At 66.9% G+C, this 17970-nt stretch carries 10 protein-coding genes and 3 pseudogenes; 4 read left to right on the top strand and 9 right to left on the bottom strand.

The window, feature by feature from the left end; translation table 11 throughout:
• Nucleotides 1-161: 161 nt before the first annotated feature.
• Nucleotides 162-878 carry a fumarylacetoacetate hydrolase family protein gene (locus tag QO058_RS05780; RefSeq protein WP_284170968.1) on the top strand — a complete coding sequence of 239 codons (717 nt, stop codon included), beginning with the start codon at nt 162-164 and terminating at the stop codon, nt 876-878.
• A gap of 49 nt (nt 879-927) precedes the next feature.
• Nucleotides 928-2163 (top strand): peptidase T, encoded by a 1236-nt coding sequence (gene pepT, locus QO058_RS05785; RefSeq protein WP_284170969.1) that lies wholly within the window; start codon nt 928-930, stop codon nt 2161-2163.
• 133 nt (nt 2164-2296) lie between these two features.
• Here the strand turns inward: pepT and ligA are convergent.
• Nucleotides 2297-4448: pseudogene (gene ligA, locus QO058_RS05790) on the bottom strand (NAD-dependent DNA ligase LigA).
• A 192-nt stretch (nt 4449-4640) separates the two neighbouring features.
• Between ligA and QO058_RS05795 the strand changes: the two are divergent.
• Nucleotides 4641-5450, top strand: a complete 810-nt coding sequence (locus QO058_RS05795) for a DUF2189 domain-containing protein (protein ID WP_284170971.1) — start codon at nt 4641-4643, stop codon at nt 5448-5450.
• Nucleotides 5451-5575: 125 nt separating this feature from the next.
• Here QO058_RS05795 and QO058_RS05800 read toward each other — a convergent pair whose 3' ends face one another.
• The 4 genes and pseudogenes from QO058_RS05800 to QO058_RS05815 form a co-directional block, all read right to left on the bottom strand.
• Nucleotides 5576-6379 carry a carbohydrate ABC transporter permease gene (locus tag QO058_RS05800; protein WP_284170972.1) on the bottom strand — a complete coding sequence of 268 codons (804 nt, stop codon included), beginning with the start codon at nt 6377-6379 and terminating at the stop codon, nt 5576-5578.
• Entirely contained in the window at nt 6376-7245 is an 870-nt protein-coding gene (locus tag QO058_RS05805; protein ID WP_284170973.1) for a carbohydrate ABC transporter permease, read from the bottom strand. Before QO058_RS05805 ends, QO058_RS05800 begins: the two co-directional genes overlap by 4 nt.
• Nucleotides 7246-7297: 52 nt before the next feature.
• Entirely contained in the window at nt 7298-8524 is a 1227-nt protein-coding gene (locus QO058_RS05810) for an extracellular solute-binding protein (RefSeq protein ID WP_284170975.1), read from the bottom strand.
• A gap of 414 nt (nt 8525-8938) precedes the next feature.
• A pseudogene (locus QO058_RS05815) lies at nt 8939-11030 on the bottom strand (DEAD/DEAH box helicase).
• Nucleotides 11031-11264: 234 nt separating this feature from the next.
• On the opposite strand from QO058_RS05815, the gene aidB reads away from it, so the two are divergent.
• Nucleotides 11265-12083, top strand: a complete 819-nt coding sequence (aidB, locus tag QO058_RS05820) for an AidB family quorum-quenching N-acyl homoserine lactonase (protein ID WP_284170976.1) — start codon at nt 11265-11267, stop codon at nt 12081-12083.
• 5 nt (nt 12084-12088) lie between these two features.
• Here the strand turns inward: aidB and recN are convergent.
• From recN to ftsZ, 4 genes and pseudogenes are all read right to left on the bottom strand, one after another.
• Nucleotides 12089-13778, bottom strand: a pseudogene (gene recN, locus QO058_RS05825) (DNA repair protein RecN).
• Nucleotides 13779-13837: 59 nt separating this feature from the next.
• On the bottom strand, nt 13838-14752 hold the full coding sequence (locus QO058_RS05830) for an outer membrane protein assembly factor BamD (protein WP_284170978.1): 915 nt from the start codon (nt 14750-14752) through the stop codon (nt 13838-13840).
• A 169-nt stretch (nt 14753-14921) separates the two neighbouring features.
• Nucleotides 14922-15869 carry a UDP-3-O-acyl-N-acetylglucosamine deacetylase gene (lpxC, locus tag QO058_RS05835; protein WP_284170979.1) on the bottom strand — a complete coding sequence of 316 codons (948 nt, stop codon included), beginning with the start codon at nt 15867-15869 and terminating at the stop codon, nt 14922-14924.
• A 317-nt stretch (nt 15870-16186) separates the two neighbouring features.
• The gene (gene ftsZ, locus QO058_RS05840; protein ID WP_284170981.1) at nt 16187-17893 is read right to left on the bottom strand and encodes a cell division protein FtsZ; all 1707 of its coding nucleotides are present in this window, start codon (nt 17891-17893) and stop codon (nt 16187-16189) included.
• Between the last annotated feature and the right edge of the window lie 77 nt (nt 17894-17970).

Below are 17970 nucleotides of genomic sequence, written 5' to 3' on the forward strand. Positions count from 1 at the left end.
CTTGGTTTTTCGACGCGAGCGGGAGAACGATGCATCATCGCGGCGGCGTGTCAAATTAAATTCATATTCTGATACAAATAGAAAAAATATGCAGATTTATATGGACTCGCTATGAGCGCACCCTATGCTGGCTCTGTTCGCCACCCAGCCACGGCCGCTCGATGACCACGCTCGCAGATCTCGCTGTCCCCGCCCCGACCCGCCCGACCCTGGCGATCATCGGCTCGTCGGCGCGCTTTCCGGTCAGGCGAATCTATTGCGTCGGCCGCAACTATGTCGCCCATGTCCGCGAGATGGGTGGCGACGAGACGCGCGATTTCCCGCTGATCTTCCAGAAGCCGGTGGATGCGGTCGTGCAGGATGGCGGCACGGTGCCCTACCCGCCGATGACCGACGACTTCCATTTCGAGCTCGAGCTCATGGTCGCAATGAAATCCGGCGGCTACAACATCCCGCAGGACGAGGCGCTGTCGCACATCTTCGGCTACGGCATCTGTCTCGACATGACCCGCCGCCGCCTGCTCAACACACCGGACGGGCCGCGCATTCCCTGGGAGCTGAAGAAGTCCTTCGACCATTCCGCGCCCTGCGGACCGGTCTACCCGGTCGAGCAGGTCGGCCACCCCTCGTCCGGCAGCATCAGGCTCGAGGTCGACGGCACCGCACGCCAGGATTCCGACCTGTCGCTGATGATCTGGCGCACGCCGGAGATCATCGCCACGCTCTCGAACTACTATTCGCTGGAACCGGGCGACGTGATCATGACCGGCACACCCCATGGCGTCGGCGCTGTGCTGCCCGGCAACGTCCTCGTCGGCAGCATCGAGACGCTCGGCTCGCTCACCGTCACTATCGGCGAGCCGGCGGTCGCAGCCTGAGGCGAAGCGCTCTATCGTTCGGCGATTCTCCATCGACCCGGACGACGAGATGAGCATCCGCCAGCAACTGATCGAGCGCTTCTTCCGCTATCTCGCTGTCACCAGCCAGAGCGACATCAAGGCGACGACGCTCCCAAGCACGCCGGGCCAGCAGCGCCTCGCCGAACTGCTGGCCGATGAATTGCGTGCGCTCGGCCTCGACGACGTCGTCATCGATGAGCACGCCACCGTCACGGCGGTGAAGCGCGGCACGGTGCCGGGCGCAGCCAAGATCGGCTTCATCGCCCATCTCGACACCTTCGATGCCGGCCTCTCGCCCGAGATCCGCCCGCAGCTGCTGCGTTTCGAGGGCAAGGACCTCTGCCTCAACCGCGATCAGGACATCTGGCTGCGCGTCGCCGAGCATCCGCAGCTGCGCGACTGGGCTGGCGCCGAGATCATCGCCAGCGACGGCACCAGTGTGCTCGGCGCCGACAACAAGGCGGCGATCACGGTGATCATGACCCTGCTCGCCAATCTCGTCCCGCAGGACCGGCATGGCGATATCGCCGTCGCCTTCGTCCCGGACGAGGAGATCGGCCTGCGCGGCGCCAAGGTGCTCGACCTCGCCCGCTTCCCCTGCGATTTCGCCTACACGATCGACTGCTGCGAGCTCGGCGAAGTCGTGATCGAGAACTTCAACGCGGCCAGCGCCGAGATCACCCTGACTGGCGTCAGCACCCATCCGATGTCGGCCAAGGGCGTGCTGGTGAACCCCGTCCTGATGGCGCAGGACTTCGTCAGCCGCTTCGACAGGGCGCAGACGCCGGAGAACACCGAAGGCCGCGAGGGCTATGTCTGGTTCAACACCATCACCGCCAATGCCAGCGAGGCCAGGCTCGGCGCGCTGATCCGCGATTTCGACAGGCAGAGCTTTGAAGCCCGCAAGCGCCGCATAAACGAGGTCGCGGCCGAGATCGCCGCGCTCTATCCGACCGGCCGGGTCGAATGCGTGGTCAGCGACACCTATGGCAACATCCATGACAGTCTCGGTGACGACCAGCGCCCGGTCGAACTGCTGTTCGGCGCGCTGGAGCGCTTGCAGATCAGGAAGAAGCAGATCCCGATGCGCGGCGGCACGGACGGCGCGGCGCTCTCGGCCCGCGGCCTGCCGACACCGAACTTCTTCACCGGCGCCTATAATTTCCACTCGCGCTACGAGTTCCTGCCGGTCCCGGCCTTCGAGAAGTCCTACGAGGTGGCGCGGATGATCTGCACGCTGGGGGCGGGGCAACCTTCAACCTAGCTCAATGTCATCCCGGACAAGCCGCGCAGCGGCGCCGATCCGGGATCCATACCGGAACGGTTCAGGAATGGATCCCGGGCCTTCGCTTCGCTGCGCCCGGGATGACACGCGCTTATTCGATCGACAGCGGCTGTTACCCGCCAACCAGCTCGAACCAGCCGGCCTCGTCGATCACCTTGACGCCGTGCTTGGCGGCATCCTTGAGCTTCGAGCCCGCGCCCGGCCCCGCCACCAGGAGGTCGGTCTTCGAGGAGACCGAGCCGGCGACCTTGGCGCCGAGCCGCTCGGCCATCGCCTTGGCCTCGTCGCGGGTCATGCGTTCGAGCGCGCCGGTGAAGACGACGATCTGGCCGGCGACCGGGCTGGACGAGGCCACCGCCTCCAGCGGCTGCGGCGTAACCTCGGCAAGCAGCCGGCCGAGCATCTGCTGGTTGTGCTCCTCGGCGAAGAACTGCAGCAGTGCCTCGACCACGGTCGGGCCGACGCCATCGATCGCATCGAGCGCCGCCCGCTCCTCGCTTTCCGCGTTCTCGGCAGCGAGGCAAGCCGCCTCCAGCGCTTCGAACGAGCCGTAATGGCGCGCCAGCAGACGGGCATTGGTCTCGCCGATATGGCGGATGCCGAGCCCGAAGATGAAGCGGTTGAGCGGCGGCTTACGCCGGTCGTCGATCGCCTCGAACAGCTTCTTGGTGCTGGTCGCGCCGAAACCTTCCTTGTCCTTCAATTTCTTGAGGTTCGCCCCCGTCGCGCTGCGCCAGCGTGAAGATGTCGGCCGGTTCCTTTACCGGCAGGTCCGGATCGGTGTGGAAGAATTCGATCTGCTTGTCGCCGAGCCCGTCAATGTCGAGCGCGTCGCGCGAGACGAAATGCTTCAATCGCTCGACCGCCTGCGCCGCGCAGATCAGCCCGCCGGTGCAGCGCCGCACCGCATCCTCCTTGCCCGAGCGCGGATTGTGCTCGCGCACCGCGTCCGAGCCGCAGACCGGGCAGGTCGCCGGGAAGACATAAGGCTGCGCGTCGGCCGGGCGCTTGGCGAGGTCGACCGCCTCGACGCGCGGGATCACGTCGCCGGCGCGCTTCACCGTCACCGTGTCGCCGATGCGGATGTCGCTGCCGTCGCGGATCGGCAGCCCCTTCGAATCGAAGCCGCGGATGTAGTCCTCGTTGTGCAGCGTCGCATTGGTGACGACGACACCGCCGACCGTCACCGGCTTCAGGCGCGCCACCGGCGAAAGCGCGCCAGTGCGACCGACCTGGATGTCGATCGCCTCGAGCACCGTGGTGGCGAGCTCGGCCGGGAACTTGTGGGCGATCGCCCAGCGCGGCGCGCGGGCGACGAAGCCGAGCCTTGCCTGCAGCGCGAGCTCGTCGACCTTGTAGACCACGCCATCGATGTCGTAGCCGAGCGTGGCGCGCTGCGCCTCGATCGACCGGTAATGCGCCAGCAATGCCTCGACGCTCTCGCAGCGCGCCATCAGCGGGTTGGTCTTGAAACCCCAACGCGCGAAGACCTCGACCACACCGAACTGAGTCGGCGCCGGCAGCTCCGGCATCTCGCCCCAGGCATAGGCGAAGAAGCGCAGGGGCCGGCTTGCGGTGATCGAGACGTCGAGCTGGCGCAGCGAGCCGGCTGCGGCGTTCCGCGGATTGGCGAATTCGCGCTCCTCCTTCTCGCGCTGGCGCTGGTTGATCGCGGCGAAATCGGCATGGCCGAGATAGATCTCGCCGCGCACCTCGGCAATCTCGGGCACATCCTTACCCTTCAGCCGGTGCGGGATCTCGGAAATCGTGCGCGCATTGGCCGTGACGTCCTCGCCCTCCTCGCCATCGCCGCGGGTCGCGGCGCTGACCAGCTCGCCATTCTCGTAGCGCAGCGAGAGCGAGAGGCCGTCGATCTTCGGCTCGGCGGTGAAGGCGATCGGCTGATCGTCCTTGCGGCCGAGGAAGGTCCGCACGCGCGTGACGAAGTCGGCGATGTCCTCGTCGGCGAAGGCGTTGTTGAGCGAGAGCATCGGCACACGATGCCGGATTTTGGCGAATTTGCCCGATGGCTTGGCGCCGACCTTGTCGGAGAGCGCCTCACTCCCCTTGAGCTCGGGGAAGGCGCTTTCCAGCGCAGTGAGTCGGCGGAACTTCGCGTCGAAGGTCGCGTCGTCCATGATCGGCGCGCTGTCGCTGTGATAGGCGGCATTCGCGGCGGCAATCTCGGGCCCGAGCAGTTCATGCTCGGCGCGCGCATCCTCGGGTGTCAAATCTTCGACGGGCGTGGGAACAGGATCGGCCATGGCGCAGTTCTAGTTCAGGGGAAGTTTTCTGCGAAGCTCCTGTTTCACGATTTGGGCACGCCGATTTGTGGCAGGAGCAGGTCGGGTGTAAGCTTTCCCCGCTGAGAATGGATGCTCGACGCCTCGCAGGTCTTGACCGGAGGATAGCGTCAGGACCGCTAAGGCGAACCGGGCCGAACCGGGAAGAACGCCATGGCCGATACCCATCTCCATCACGACCACGTGGCGGCGAATGATGCTGCACCGCCCGACGCCCTGCCCGTCAGCGAGATCGGCATCGCCGACATCAAGGATGCTCTGAGGCAGGGCTATTCCGACTTCATGGCCCAGCCGAGCCATCTGCTCTTCATCGCCTTGATCTATCCGATCGCAGGGATTCTGCTCGCCCGGCTGACGGTGAGCTACAATATCTTCCCGCTGCTGTTCCCGCTGGCCTCGGGCTTCGCCCTGCTCGGCCCGTTCGCAGCGATCGGCCTCTACGAGATCAGCCGCCGCCGCGAGCTCGGCATGGACACCTCCTGGAAGCATGCGCTCGATGTCGTGCACTCGCCCGGCATCGGCCAGATCGCCCTGCTCGGCGCGCTCCTGACCGGCGCCTTCCTCACCTGGCTGTTCAGCGCCTGGATCATCTATCGCTGGCTGATGGGCGACGTCCCGCTCGATTCCTTCGAGAGCTTCGCCACGCCACTGCTGACCACGGTGAACGGCTGGACGCTGATCATCCTCGGCAACTCGCTCGGCCTGCTCTTCGCGATCGTCGTCTTCTCGATAACCGTGGTTTCCTTCCCGCTGATGCTCGACCGTCATGTCGACATGGCAACGGCAGTCCGCACCTCGGTCGCGGCGGTCGAGAAGAACCCGCGGGTGATGATGTATTGGGGCCTGACGATCACGGCGCTGCTGGTGCTCGGCTCGCTGCCGGTGCTGGTCGGCCTGATCATCGTGATGCCGGTGCTCGGCCACGCCAGCTGGCATCTCTACCGCAAGGTCGTGCCGCGGTAGCTTCTAGCCGTCATGCTCGGGCTTGTCCGAGCATCTCAGGCCGGACGAGGCGCTGGCTGGCGCCTCATCGTCACGAGATTCTCGGGTCTGCGCTTCGCAGCGCCCGAGAATGACGCTTCAATGTTTCAATGCTGATCGACCGAGACCTCGCGCGTCAGCCCGCGCCTGACCAGCCCGACCGCGAGCAGGACCGGCAGCGAGGCGATCAGCCCCATCGCCGAGAGCCTGCCCCACAAGGTCTCGTCCTCGTTGATCAGCGTCGCGATGAAGGCCGGCAGGGTGAACTTCGACGGCGTCTGGATGAAGAGCAGCGCGAACAGGAACTCGTTCCAGCTCATGATCGCGACGAAGACCGCGGTCGCGACCAGCCCGGGCATCAAGAGCGGCACGACGATCTCCAGCAGCCGCTTCACAAAACCCGCGCCGTCGAGCATCGCCGCCTCCTCGAACGAATAGGGCACATCGCGGACGAAACCGAGCAGCATCCAGATCGCGAAAGGCAGCGCCAGGATCTGGTTGGCGAGGATCAGGCCGAGATGGGTGTCGAGCAGGCCGAGCGCCCGCAGCACCTGGTAGAGCGGGATCGCGAGCGCGATCGGCGGCGCCAGCTTGATCACCAGCACGAAGCCGAGAAAGACGATGTCGAAGCGCTTCGGCAATTCGAAGCGCGCCAGCGCGTAGGCTGCCGGCAGGCCGGCGAGCAATGACAACCCGACCGTGCCCAGCGCCACCACGACGCTGTTGAGCCCGAGCCGCCACATCCCGCTGTCGAGCAGCACGCGGTAATGCGCCAGCGTCGGATCCTGCGGCCAGAGCGCGATCGAGGTCGAGATGTATTCGGCCGGTGGCTTGAGCGAGGTCGCCACCATCCAGAGCAGCGGGATCAGCGAGAGCGCGCAAAGCGCGAAGGCGGCGATAATCCGGATCATCGGCCCGCCCCCTTGAGCAGCGAAGCCGCATAGACGACGGCGAGCAACCCCGCGACGACGATCATCACCACGGCGGCGGCCGAGGCCAGCCCGATGTCGAAGAAGCGGAAGCCCTGCCGGTAAACGAACATCGAGACCGTCTCGGTCGCCTGCCCCGGCCCGCCGCCGGTCATGGCGTAGACCTTGTCGAATAATTTGAAGCTGTCGACCGAGCGCAGCAGCGCCGCGACGAAGAGATAGGGCGCGAGCAGCGGCAGCGTCATGTCGCGGAAGCGCCGCCACGGCCCGGCACCGTCGACGCGGGCGGCTTCGTAGACGTCCTGCGGAATCAGGCGCAGGCCGGCGAAGATGATCAGGAAGGCGAAGGGCGCGGTCTGCCAGAGATCGACCAGCACGATCGACCAGAGCGCGAGGTTCGGATCGAACAGCCAGGGCACGCCGGGCAGGCCGATGGCGCGCAAGAGGTTGTTGAGAAAGCCGAGATCGAAATGGAACCAGGCCCGCCAGATCGCGGTCACCACCATGGTCGAGAGCACGAAGGGCGCGAGCAGCAGCGTCATCACCAGCGTGCGGCCAGGAAAGGCGCGGTTGAGCAGGAGGGCAAGGCCCAGCCCCGCCGCGACCTCGAGCACGGTCGCAACCACGGTGAACACAACGGTGTTCGTCACCGCCTGCCGGAAGAAGCGGCTGTCCCAGAGCTCCTGGAAATTCTCCAGCCCGACGAACTTGGCGTTCTCGAAGCCGTAATCGGTCGCGAACAGGGACAACGCCAGCGTCCGCCCGAGCGGATAGAGCGTCAGCCCGGCGAAGATCAGGAGCGCCGGCGTCAGCAGGAGCCAGGGCAGCAGGCGGCGGGAAGCGGTCATTACGTCCAGACGGAAAGCGGGCCGCCCCGATGCAAGGCGGCCCGTGTGACGATCAGCGCGTCAGCGCGCGGGTGATCTGGGCGTTGGCCTCGGTCAGCGCTTGCTTGGGCTGCAGCTGGCCGATCAGGGCGAGCTGGAGATAATCGCCCAGAATGGTCTCGACGCGGGCCCACTGGCTGATGCGCGGACGCGCCTGTGCAACGTTGAGCGCTTCGAGCTGTGCCGGGTACCAGCGGTACTTGGCGACGAGATCCTTGTCGTTGAACAGCGCGGTGAGCGTCGGCGGGTTGCCGGTCTCGAGCGCGATCAGCTTCTGGTTCTCAGGGCTGGTGACGAAGCGGATGAAGTCGGCAGCGCGCGCCTTGTTCGGCGAGTCGGCCGGGATGGCGAGCAGCCAGGCGCCCAGCATCGGCGCCGGCCCCTTGACCTCGCCCGGGGTCGCGACGACCTCGACCTGGTTCGCGACCTTGGAAGCGCTGCCGTCGAGCGTGCCGGCCCATGACGACCACATCTCGACCGCGATCGCGGCGCGGCCCTGCTGGATCGCGTCGCGCAATTCGGTGGCGTTGTAGGTCTCGACGCCCTTCGGCGCGAGCGCCTTGAAGGAGAGGAACTGCGTCAGCGCCTTCTCGGCCGCGGGGGTATCGAGCACGGCCTTGCCGTCGGCGCTCACCACGTCGCCGCCATGCGCCCACAGCACCGGCAGGAAGGAGGTGACGATCGGGTTGCCCTTGATGCCGCGGAAGACGAGGCCGGAGACGCCCTGCTCCTTGTCCTGGATCACCTGCGCCGCCTTGACGACGTCGCTCCAGGTCTTGGGCCGCTCGAAGCCGTGCTTGGCGAGCAGGTCCTTGCGATAGGCGAACATGGCGATGTTGCCGACGAAGGGCGCGGCATAGAGCTTGCCGTCATGCCGCGAGACATCCATCGCCGACTTGACGAATTCGCCCGGCAGTCCGCCGACAGTGCCGAGATCGGTGAGCCAGCCGCGCGCCATGAACTCCGGCGCCCAGATGTCGTCGAGCATGGCGACATCGGTCGCCGCCGTCTTCTCGCGCGCGCCGACTGCAAGGCGCTCATAGAGCGGGCCGCCGCCGAGCTCGAGCCGCTCGATCTTCACACTGGGATTCTTGGCCTGGTAGAGCTCGACCATCTTGGCCAGCGCCGGGGCGAAGCCGGCATCGCGCCCGGCGATCACCAGCCGGTCCTGCGCGGCGGCGGGCAGGCTGAGCCCGGCCAACATCAACATGGCGCCGAGCGCCTTACCAATCGTCCTCATGGCATTCCCCCGTCCGGGTCTCTGCCCGGCCGGGCATTGTGGGAGCGGATGGCTGGCGAGTGCAACAGCTATGCGACGATTCCGGAACAATCCGACCATGCGTCGCGTTGCGAGAGTGCTGCGGCAAGGTCGCACGCACCGTCAGCCGTGCAGATGCGACGGCACCGCAACCGGGAGGGGCTCCACCATGAACAACATCATCTACATTATCGGCTTGGTCGTCGTCGTTCTGGCGATTCTGTCCTTCCTCGGACTGCGTTGATGACAGCCGCCTGAGGCCCAGCGCAAAACGCTGCTCTAGCCGTATGTTCGCCCTTGTGGCGAGCATACGGCTAGAGCAGCGTTTTGCAGGAAGGAAAACATGGATGGTCGGCACAAGGCCGACCATGACGGCGAAGCCGCAATCAGCCAGCGTCAGCGATCGTCGCGGCGCGGCTTCTTGCTTGCGAAGGGCTTCTTGCCAGTGAAGGGCTTCTTAGCAGCGAAAGGCTTTTTCTCGCCGAAGTTCTTGCCCGCAGGCCGTGCGTCGCCGGCAGCCGGCCGCTCTCCGCCATGCTGCGCGCCGAATGGCTTCTTGCCACCCTTGAACTTGCCGGCGAACGGCTTGCCGCCGTGCTCAGCCTTTTTGTCGAAGGGTCGTTCCGGCCGCAGGATCGCAGTTTCCTCATAGGCCGGCTCGCGATCACGCCGCGCCGGATCATAAGGCTTGGCGCCGAACGGCTTGCCCTTGCCTTCGTAAGGCTTGCGCGCGGGCGCCGTCGAACGCTCGTCGCGCTGCTCGCGGGCCTGATAGGGCGCCCGCGGCGCATGGCTCGCCTTCTCGGCGAAGGGCTTGGCCGGGCGGCGCTCCTCTTCGCCGGTCACCGGCTCGATGATGATCTTGTCGCGGTCGACAGCCTTGGTGAGTTGCGCGAAGCGCTCCGCGACCTCGGCATCGATCTCGACCTTGGTTTCCTTGTCGAAGATGCGGATCGCACCGACCTCGTCGCGCGTGATCTTGCCGCGTCGGCACAGCATCGGCAGGAGCTGGCGCGGATCGGCACCGTCCTTGCGGCCGATATTGAGGCGGAACCAGACGGTATCGCCGCGCGGACCCGATCTCTCGCGGCGCTCCGGCCGCTCGGCGCCACCATGCTCGCGTGGCCTTGCGTAATCCTCGGCGCTGCGCACGGGGCGACGTTCGTCACGACCGAAGTTGGGATCGCCGACCTCTTCGGCCGCGGGGAGGCGCGAGCGATAGACACGCACCAGCGCTGCTGCGATCTCCTGCGTCGAGCGCCCCGCAAGCAGGGCCGCGACCATCGGCGCATCGTCCTCACTCGCCTCGCCGGAGAGCAGGGGATCGCTCAGCAGGCGCTGCTCGTCGAGCACGCGGATCTCGTCCTGCGTCGGCGGACCGGCCCAGCTCACCTCGATCTTGGCCTCGGCGATCAGCATCTCGGCCTTGCGCCGGCGCGAGGCCGGCACCAGCAGCACGCTCGTGCCCTTGTTGCCGGCGCGCCCGGTACGGCCCGAGCGATGCTGCATCACCTCGGGATCGTTCGGCAGCTCGGCATGGATGACCAGCGTCAGGCCCGGCAGGTCGATGCCGCGCGCCGCGACATCGGTCGCGACGCAGACGCGTGCCCTTCCGTCGCGCAAAGCCTGCAGCGCCGAATTGCGCTCGCTCTGGCTGAGCTCACCCGAGAGCGCCACAGCCGAGAAGCCGCGCTCCAGCAGGATCGCCTCGAGATGACGCACAGCGTTGCGGGTGTTGCAGAACACCAGCGCGGTCGGCGAATCGTGGAAGCGCAGCAGGTTGACGACCGCGAGCTCGGCCTCCTTCGGGAAGACGCGGATGGCGCGGTACTCGATATCGGCATGGCCGCGCTCGCCGCCGGCGACCTCGATGCGCAGGGCATCGCGCTGATAGCTGCGTGCCAGGGCGATGATCGCCTTCGGCAGCGTCGCCGAGAACAGAAGGCTGCGGCGCTCTGCCGGCGCGGACTTCAGGATGAATTCGAGATCGTCGCGAAAGCCGAGATCGAGCATCTCGTCGGCCTCGTCGAGCACGACCGCCCGCAGGCCCGAAACGTCGAGGCGACGGCGTTCGATGTGGTCACGCAGACGGCCGGGCGTGCCGACGACGATATGCGCACCCTCGTCGAGCAGGGGCCGCTTCGCGGCGCGGGTCCATGCCGCCGACGCAGGAGATCACGCGGGCATTGGTCTGCTTGTAGAGCCAGCTGAGCTCGCGCTGGACCTGGAGGGCGAGCTCGCGCGTCGGCGCAACGATCAGCGCCAGCGGCCGTTCGGCCCGCGGCAGGGCTTCGGCCTCGCCGAGCAGGTCGGCGCCGATGGCGAGGCCATAGGCCACCGTCTTGCCCGAACCGGTCTGCGACGAGACCAGGAGATCGCGGCCGGCAGCGGCCTCTTCCAGCACGGCGGCCTGGACGGGCGTCGGCTCATTGTAATTGCGGTCGGCGAGCGCACGCGCGAGCGGCGCACTCGTGGAAATGAAGGACATTGATGTCAGGCCTTAGGTTGCAACCGGCGGGCTGGCGGCATGCAGATCGAGGGGCGGCACCGGATACGGCGCACGCAGTTGCTGCCGCACATAGAGCAGATCGCGCAAAAAGGAAATGGAGCAGCGATCCCTTCCGGCATGCGAAGCCGGATATCGACCATGTTGCCCGCTCCGTTGTCCGCAACGCAGACCTCGTGATCTAAGCAGATCGAACGCGATCGGAGACCAGCAGACATGAGCGGGACGTGGCGGCGGTTCGGTTCCTACGAGGTGCTCACGTTGCACGACGGCATCTTCGAGGCGCCACTGGACGTCCTGGTCCATGCGGGCGGCCAGGCCGCCCGTGACGAAGCCGTGGCGCGCTGGGGCAAGCCGAAGATCAGCATCCCGGTCAATTGCTTCGCCCTGAAGAATGCCGACGGGATCACCCTCGTCGATGCCGGCACCGGCCCCTCCTGGGGCGAAGCGATGGGCCATGCACCCGCCGCCATGGCGAGCGCCGGTATTGCCCCCGAGCAGGTCGAACGAGTCCTGATCACACATCTGCACGGCGATCATGCACTCGGCCTTTTCGACGGCGATCGCGCCCGTTTCGCCAATGCCGAGATCATCGTGCCGGAAGCCGATCTCGCTTTCTTCGGCGAGGAAGCCAATCGCGCCCAGACGCCGCAGAACAGGCAGGGCGGCTTTGCCGTCGCCGCGGCCGTGACGAAGCACTATGCCGGCCGCATCCGTCCCGTCCCGGTCGGCACCGTGCGACCCGGTATCGCGCTGATCCCGCTTCCCGGCCACACCTTCGGCCATAGTGGCTATCTGATCGAAGGCGAGGAGAGCCTCCTGCTCTGGGGCGATGCGCTGCATCTATCCGACCTGCAGGCCTTCGATCCGGATGTCGGCCTGGTCTATGATTTCGACGCCACAACCGCCGTCGCCTCCCGCCGCGCCATCCTCGAACGCGCCGCGCACGAAGGTTGGCTCGTATCGGGCGGCCATATCGAAGGTTTCAGACGCGTCAACGAGAGTGGCTCGGGGTATGAATTGATCCCGGCCTGACAGCGTCAGCCGCGCATCCCGGCCGCATCGAGCAGCTTGCCGGCCGCCGCCCGCGCCTCCTCGGTGATCGAGGCGCCGGCGAGCATGCGGGCGATTTCCTCGCGCCGGCTGCCAGCTTCCAGTGACGAGACGCGCGTGACGGTGCGTTCGTCGGCGCCCTCCCCGCCGTGGGCCGATTTCGCGATCAGGAAATGCTGCCCGGCCTTGGCCGCGACCTGCGGCGCATGCGTCACCGAAACGACCTGCACCCGCGCCGCCAGCCGTGCCAGCCGCTCGCCGATCGCATCCGCCACCGCGCCGCCGACGCCGGTGTCGATCTCGTCGAAGACCAGCGTCGGGGCCGAGCCGCGCTCGGCCAGCACCACCTTCAGCGCCAGCATGAAGCGCGACAGTTCGCCGCCCGAGGCGACCTTCATCATTGGCCCCGGGCGTGTGCCGGGATTGGTCTCGACCCAGAATTCGACGCGGTCGAAACCCTCCGGTCCGCGCGCATCGGGATCGCTGTCGATCTGCGTGATGAAACGTGCCCGCTCCAGCTTGAGCGGCGGCAGTTCCGCCTTGACCGCGGCGTCGAGCGCCGATGCGGCCCGCCTGCGCCCGGCAGACAGCGCTGTCGCCAGCGTGACATAGGCCGCCTCGGCTTCGGCGAGCTCGGCCTCCAGGCGCTTGAGCGAGCCTTCGCTCTCGTCCAGCGCGGCGAGGTCTGCCGCCATGGTCTCGGCCAGGGCCGCCAGTGCATCGACCGGGACGTCGAATTTGCGCGCCGCCGCGCGTAGCGCGAACAGCCGTTCCTCGACGCGCTCCAGCACGCGCGGATCGAATTCGGCAGCGCGTACCGCCGCCTGCAGCGTCTCCCCCCGCCTCCTCCAGCGCGACCACCGCCGTGGTCAAGGCCGCGATCGAGGGGTCGACCAGCCCCGGCGCCTGGGTGGCGCGGCGCTCCAGCCGGCGCAGCACGCCCGACAGGGCGGAAACCGGCGAGGCTGTGCCTCCGACCGCCTCATAGGCTTCGATGATGTCGCGGGCGACCTTCTCGGCCGCCATCATGCCCTGGCGCTGGCTCGCGAGAGCCTCTTCCTCACCCGGCCCGGGGGCGAGCTTGCCAAGCTCTGCCACGGCATGGCGCAGGAAGTCCGCCTCCTTGCGCGCGGTCTCGACCCGCATGCGCTGGCTCTGCAGCGCCTGCCGCGCCTTCTTCAGCGTCTCGCTGGCGCGGGCGACCTCGGCCGCCTGCTCGGCGAGTTCGCCGAAACCGTCGAGGATGGTGCGGTGCTGGGCCGGGTCGGTCAGCGCCCGGTCGTCATGCTGGCCATGGATCTCGACCAGCGCCGCGCCGATCATCCGCAGGATCTGCACGCTGACCGGCTGGTCGTTGACGAAGGCGCGGGTCCGGCCATCGGCATATTGCACGCGCCTGAGGATCAGGTCGCCGTCAGTGTCGATCTCCTGCGCCTGAGCGAGCACACGCGCCGGATGCGACATCGGCAGGTCAAAGACGGCGCTGACTTGCCCTTGCGTCTCGCCATGGCGCACCAGCCCGCCATCGCCGCGCGCGCCGAGAGCGAGCGCAAAACCGTCGAGCAGGATCGATTTGCCGGCGCCGGTCTCGCCGGTCAACACGCTGAGCCCGCCCTCGAAGCCCAGGTCGAGCCGGTCGATCAGAACGATGTCGCGGATCGAGAGCTGAGCGAGCATGCAACTCAGCTCCCTTGTGCCGGCAGGAGATGGCCTCGCCGGGGCACCAGCAGACCGACTTAGAGGCGGCCGAGACCAGTTATCCCCACGACCGCGCGCGTGAAGCCGTTGAAGGCCCGGCTGATATAGGAGCCGCGATCCTCACGTGGCTGCAGGCCGCCGCTCTCCAGGAGCGTATAGGCGTCCTTGTACCAGGGGCTGTCCGGGAAGTTGTGGCCGAGCACCGCCGCGGCGGTCTGCGCCTCGTTGGTGATCCCGAGCGCCATATAGGCCTCGGTCAGGCGCATCAGCGCTTCTTCGACATGGCGTGTCGTCTGGTACTTGGTGATGACATCGCGGAAGCGGCCGACGGCACCCGTGTAGTTGCGCTTCTCGAGATAGAAGCGGCCGACATTCATTTCCTTGCCGGCGAGCTGGTCGCGCGCGACCAGCATCTTCTCGCGCACGTCGAGCACGTATTCCGACTTCGGATAGCGGTCGAGCAGTTCCTGCATCGCGCGCAGCGCCTGGTCGGTGCGCTCCTGGTCGCGCGTCGCATCCGGGATCTGGTTATAATAGGACATCGCGAGGATGTACTGCGCGTAGGCCGCATCCGGGCTCGCCGGGTTCTGCGCCAGGAAGCGCTTCGAGGCGGTGATCGCGTCGTCGTATTTGGCCGCCTCGTAATTCGCATAGGCGGCCATGATCAGGCCCTTCTTCGAATAGGGCGAGAACGGCGCCTGCTTGTCGATTTCGTCGAACTTCTTGTTCGCGCCTTCGGTGTCGCCGTTCTTCAGACGCGCAAGCCCCTCATTATAGAGCTTGTCGGCCGGAACCTCCGCCACCACCTCGGGTTTGTAGACCTCTGGCCGGTCGAACGGGTTGAGCGCGCTAACCGTGTCGCAGCCGCCGAGCGCAGCCGCGAGGGCGAAAACCAGCGCGAGGCGCTTGCCACCCCGTGTCGATTCGCCGGAATTGAATGTCTTCAGCCGCATGACGCTCACTTCATCCGTCCTTGTGACGCCCCTTCGACAAGAGCGCGCGAATTGGCTTTAGCTCAGAAGCAGCCTTTTCGCCAAGCGTGACGGGCGCTTCATGCAGTGCGATCGCCGTTTCCTACAGGAAACGGGCGAATGCAAGGCGTGGCGTCGCGTAATACCCTGCTCAGTGCAGATCGGGCGCGAGTGCTGCAGGCATCGGGCCAGCCGCCATCTGCACGGCGTGGTGTCCGTAAACCGGCTGGGCCTCGACGATCGCGTAGTTGGCGCGGTCGGCGAACAGCGCCTCGAGGATACGGACGTTCATGCGGTGACCGCCGCAATAGGAACGAAACTCGCCGAGGATCGGATAACCGGCCAGAGCCAAGTCGCCAACGGCGTCGAGGACCTTGTGGCGCACAAACTCGTCGGCGTAGCGCAGGCCTTCCGGGTTGATCACCTTGTCGTCGCCGATCGCGACGGTGTTGTCGAGCGAGGCGCCAAGCGCGAAGCCGGCTTTCCAGAGCTGCTCGACGTCGCGCATGAAGCCGAAGGTGCGGGCGCGGGAAATCTCGCGGGCATAAGCCTCGGGGTCGAGATCGAAGATCTTGCGCTGGCGGCCGATGGCCGGGGTGTCGAAGTCGATCTCGACGTCGAGGCGGAAACCGTTCTCGGATGGCGCCAGCTCGGCGAAGGCCCGGCCCTGCTCGATGCGGACCGGACGCAACACCTTGAGATAACGACGGGTCGCACCGAGCGCGACGAGGCCGGTCGACTCGATGGCGGCGACGAATTCGGAGGCGCTGCCGTCCATGATCGGCATTTCAGGCCCGTCGATCTCGATCAGCACGTTGTCGAGGCCCAGGCCGGCGCAGGCCGACATCAAATGCTCGATCGTGGCGACGGAGCCGGAAGCCTGGTCGCCGATCACGGTGCACAGCTCGGTGGCACTGACCTTGTTATGGCGGGCGTGGATCAACTGCTCGTGGCCACCTTCGAGGCCCTTGCGCAGGAAGACGACGCCGGAATTGGCAGTGGAAGGACGCAGCGTGAGGCAGGCGGGAGCCCCGGAATGAACGCCGATGCCTTGCAGGGTCACGGGCGAGCGTAGGGTCGTCTGCCGTTCAGCCATCATACTCGATATCCGTCTCAAACGCGCAAACCTCGGTGGGCGGCGCCTTGCGACGCAACCTGTTCGACGATCGACGCGGTTCCCTGAATTGCAGCGAACTCGGGATTAATCCCGAATCCCCCTACCCGTTGATGCGCTGCAAGATACGCGCTGGCGCACAACCTTCAAAATCACGCTTTCTTTCGCTCTGTAACAGAGCTTACGAAGCCATAAAACCTTAACCATCTGATTGATGTATATGGTTTTTCAGACGTTAAAAAGGCCCGGCGGGAGGTCCCGCCGGGCCGAGTGTTTAAACCGGTTGAACGGAGTCGGAAAGCTCAGTTCGACTGGCGGCGCAGGAACGCCGGAATCTCGAGCTGGTCCTCTTCCGTGTTGCGCGCCGGAGCTGCGCGGCCGAGCTGATCCAGCTGACCCTGGGCCGGCCGGGTGGCCGGCGCCGGCGGACGGCGCATGAACTCGGCATGGGCTGCGCTCGGGCCGGCCGCGGCAGCTGGAGGCGCCGGACGTGGAGCCGGAGCCGGAACAGGCGCTACCGGGACGTCGGCGTAATCGTCCTCCTTGCGGCCAAAGCCGACCGAAGCGAGGCGCTGCATCAGCGACATGCGCTTCTGCTCGGCCGAAGCCGGCGCGGGAGCAGGCACGGCGCCGCGGCTCTGCGCGATCTGGTGCTGGGCCGGCATCGGCAAGTCCTCGACGCGCGGCATGCGGGTCGGGCGGATCACGGCGCGCTCGGGCGCCGGCGGGATGAAGCTGTCCTCGAAATGCGGCACCGATGCTTCGGGAGCACGAGGCTCCACGACTGGCGGCGCCATCATCGCCGGGCGCGGCTGGGCCGGCTCGATGCGGACATCGGCGGCATAGGCCGCCGGAGCCGGAGCGCGGACCGGTTCCGGCATCATGGTCTCGGCCACGGGGGCCGGCATCGGAGCCGGAGCCGGGGCAGCGGCGGAGGTGCGGACGTTCGGGACGGCCGAACGCAGCCGAGCCTCGGCCTTCAGCCGCTCGGCCACCTCGGCGATGCGGGCTTCGGTCGGGTCGAGCTCGCCATGGGCGCTCATCGGCTTGTCGATGCCGGTGGCGACCACCGAGACGCGCATCGTGCCTTCCAGCGCCTCGTCGAAGGTGGCGCCGACGATGATATTGGCCTCGGAATCGACCTCCTCGCGGATGCGGGTGGCGGCTTCGTCGACCTCGTAGAGCTTCATGTCGCGCCCGCCGGTGATCGAGATCAGCAGGCCACGCGCCCCCTTCATCGAGACATCGTCGAGCAGCGGGTTGTTGATCGCGGCCTGGGCGGCCGAGAGCGCACGCTTCTCGCCCTGGGCCTCGCCGGTGCCCATCATCGCCTTGCCCATGCCGCGCATCACGGCGCGGACGTCGGCGAAGTCGAGGTTGATCAGGCCGGGACGGACCATCAGGTCGGTGATGCAGGCGACGCCGGAGTAGAGCACCTGGTCGGCCATGCCGAAGGCGTCGGCGAAGCCGGTGTTCTCGTTGGCGACACGGAACAGGTTCTGGTTCGGGATCACGATCAGCGTGTCGACCGCTTCGTTGAGCTCGCCGATGCCGGCCTCTGCCATGCGCATGCGGCGCTGGCCCTCGAACTGGAACGGCTTGGTGACGACGCCGACAGTGAGGATGCCCATGTCGCGGGCGACTCGGGCGATCGCGGGAGCCGCGCCCGTGCCGGTGCCACCGCCCATGCCGGCCGTGATGAAGACCATGTGCGCGCCGGCGAGATGATCGCGGATCTCGTCGATCACCTCTTCCGCCGCCGCGCGGCCGACTTCCGGCTGCGAGCCGGCACCGAGGCCTTCGGTGACCTGGAGGCCCATCTGGATGATGCGCGGAGCGCGGGCGAGAGCGAGCGCCTGCGCGTCAGTGTTGGCGCAGACGAAGTCGACGCCGTCGAGCCCGGCCTCGATCATGTTGTTCACGGCATTGCCGCCGGCGCCACCGACACCGAACACGGTGATCCGGGGCTTCAGTTCCCGGATGTCCGGGGCTTGCAGGTTCATCGCCATGATTGCCTCTTTCACTGTCCTGTCCGGCTCCTGGCGGGCCGTCCCGTCTTCCACGCCAGGGGCCGTGGCCCCGTTCT

The organism is Bosea vestrisii, assembly GCF_030144325.1.
GTDB classification, from domain to species: domain Bacteria; phylum Pseudomonadota; class Alphaproteobacteria; order Rhizobiales; family Beijerinckiaceae; genus Allobosea; species Allobosea vestrisii_A.

What these genes read in the sequence shown, in the direction of transcription:
- QO058_RS05795 (WP_284170971.1), top strand. Translation starts at nt 4,641, where the DNA reads ATGGCCGATACCCATCTCCATCACGACCACGTGGCGGCGAATGATGCT.
- ftsZ (WP_284170981.1), bottom strand. Translation starts at nt 17,893, where the DNA reads ATGGCGATGAACCTGCAAGCCCCGGACATCCGGGAACTGAAGCCCCGG.
- QO058_RS05780 (WP_284170968.1), top strand. Translation starts at nt 162, where the DNA reads ATGACCACGCTCGCAGATCTCGCTGTCCCCGCCCCGACCCGCCCGACC.
- QO058_RS05810 (WP_284170975.1), bottom strand. Translation starts at nt 8,524, where the DNA reads ATGAGGACGATTGGTAAGGCGCTCGGCGCCATGTTGATGTTGGCCGGG.
- QO058_RS05805 (WP_284170973.1), bottom strand. Translation starts at nt 7,245, where the DNA reads ATGACCGCTTCCCGCCGCCTGCTGCCCTGGCTCCTGCTGACGCCGGCG.
- QO058_RS05800 (WP_284170972.1), bottom strand. Translation starts at nt 6,379, where the DNA reads ATGATCCGGATTATCGCCGCCTTCGCGCTTTGCGCGCTCTCGCTGATC.
- QO058_RS05830 (WP_284170978.1), bottom strand. Translation starts at nt 14,752, where the DNA reads ATGCGGCTGAAGACATTCAATTCCGGCGAATCGACACGGGGTGGCAAG.
- lpxC (WP_284170979.1), bottom strand. Translation starts at nt 15,869, where the DNA reads ATGATGGCTGAACGGCAGACGACCCTACGCTCGCCCGTGACCCTGCAA.
- pepT (WP_284170969.1), top strand. Translation starts at nt 928, where the DNA reads ATGAGCATCCGCCAGCAACTGATCGAGCGCTTCTTCCGCTATCTCGCT.
- aidB (WP_284170976.1), top strand. Translation starts at nt 11,265, where the DNA reads ATGAGCGGGACGTGGCGGCGGTTCGGTTCCTACGAGGTGCTCACGTTG.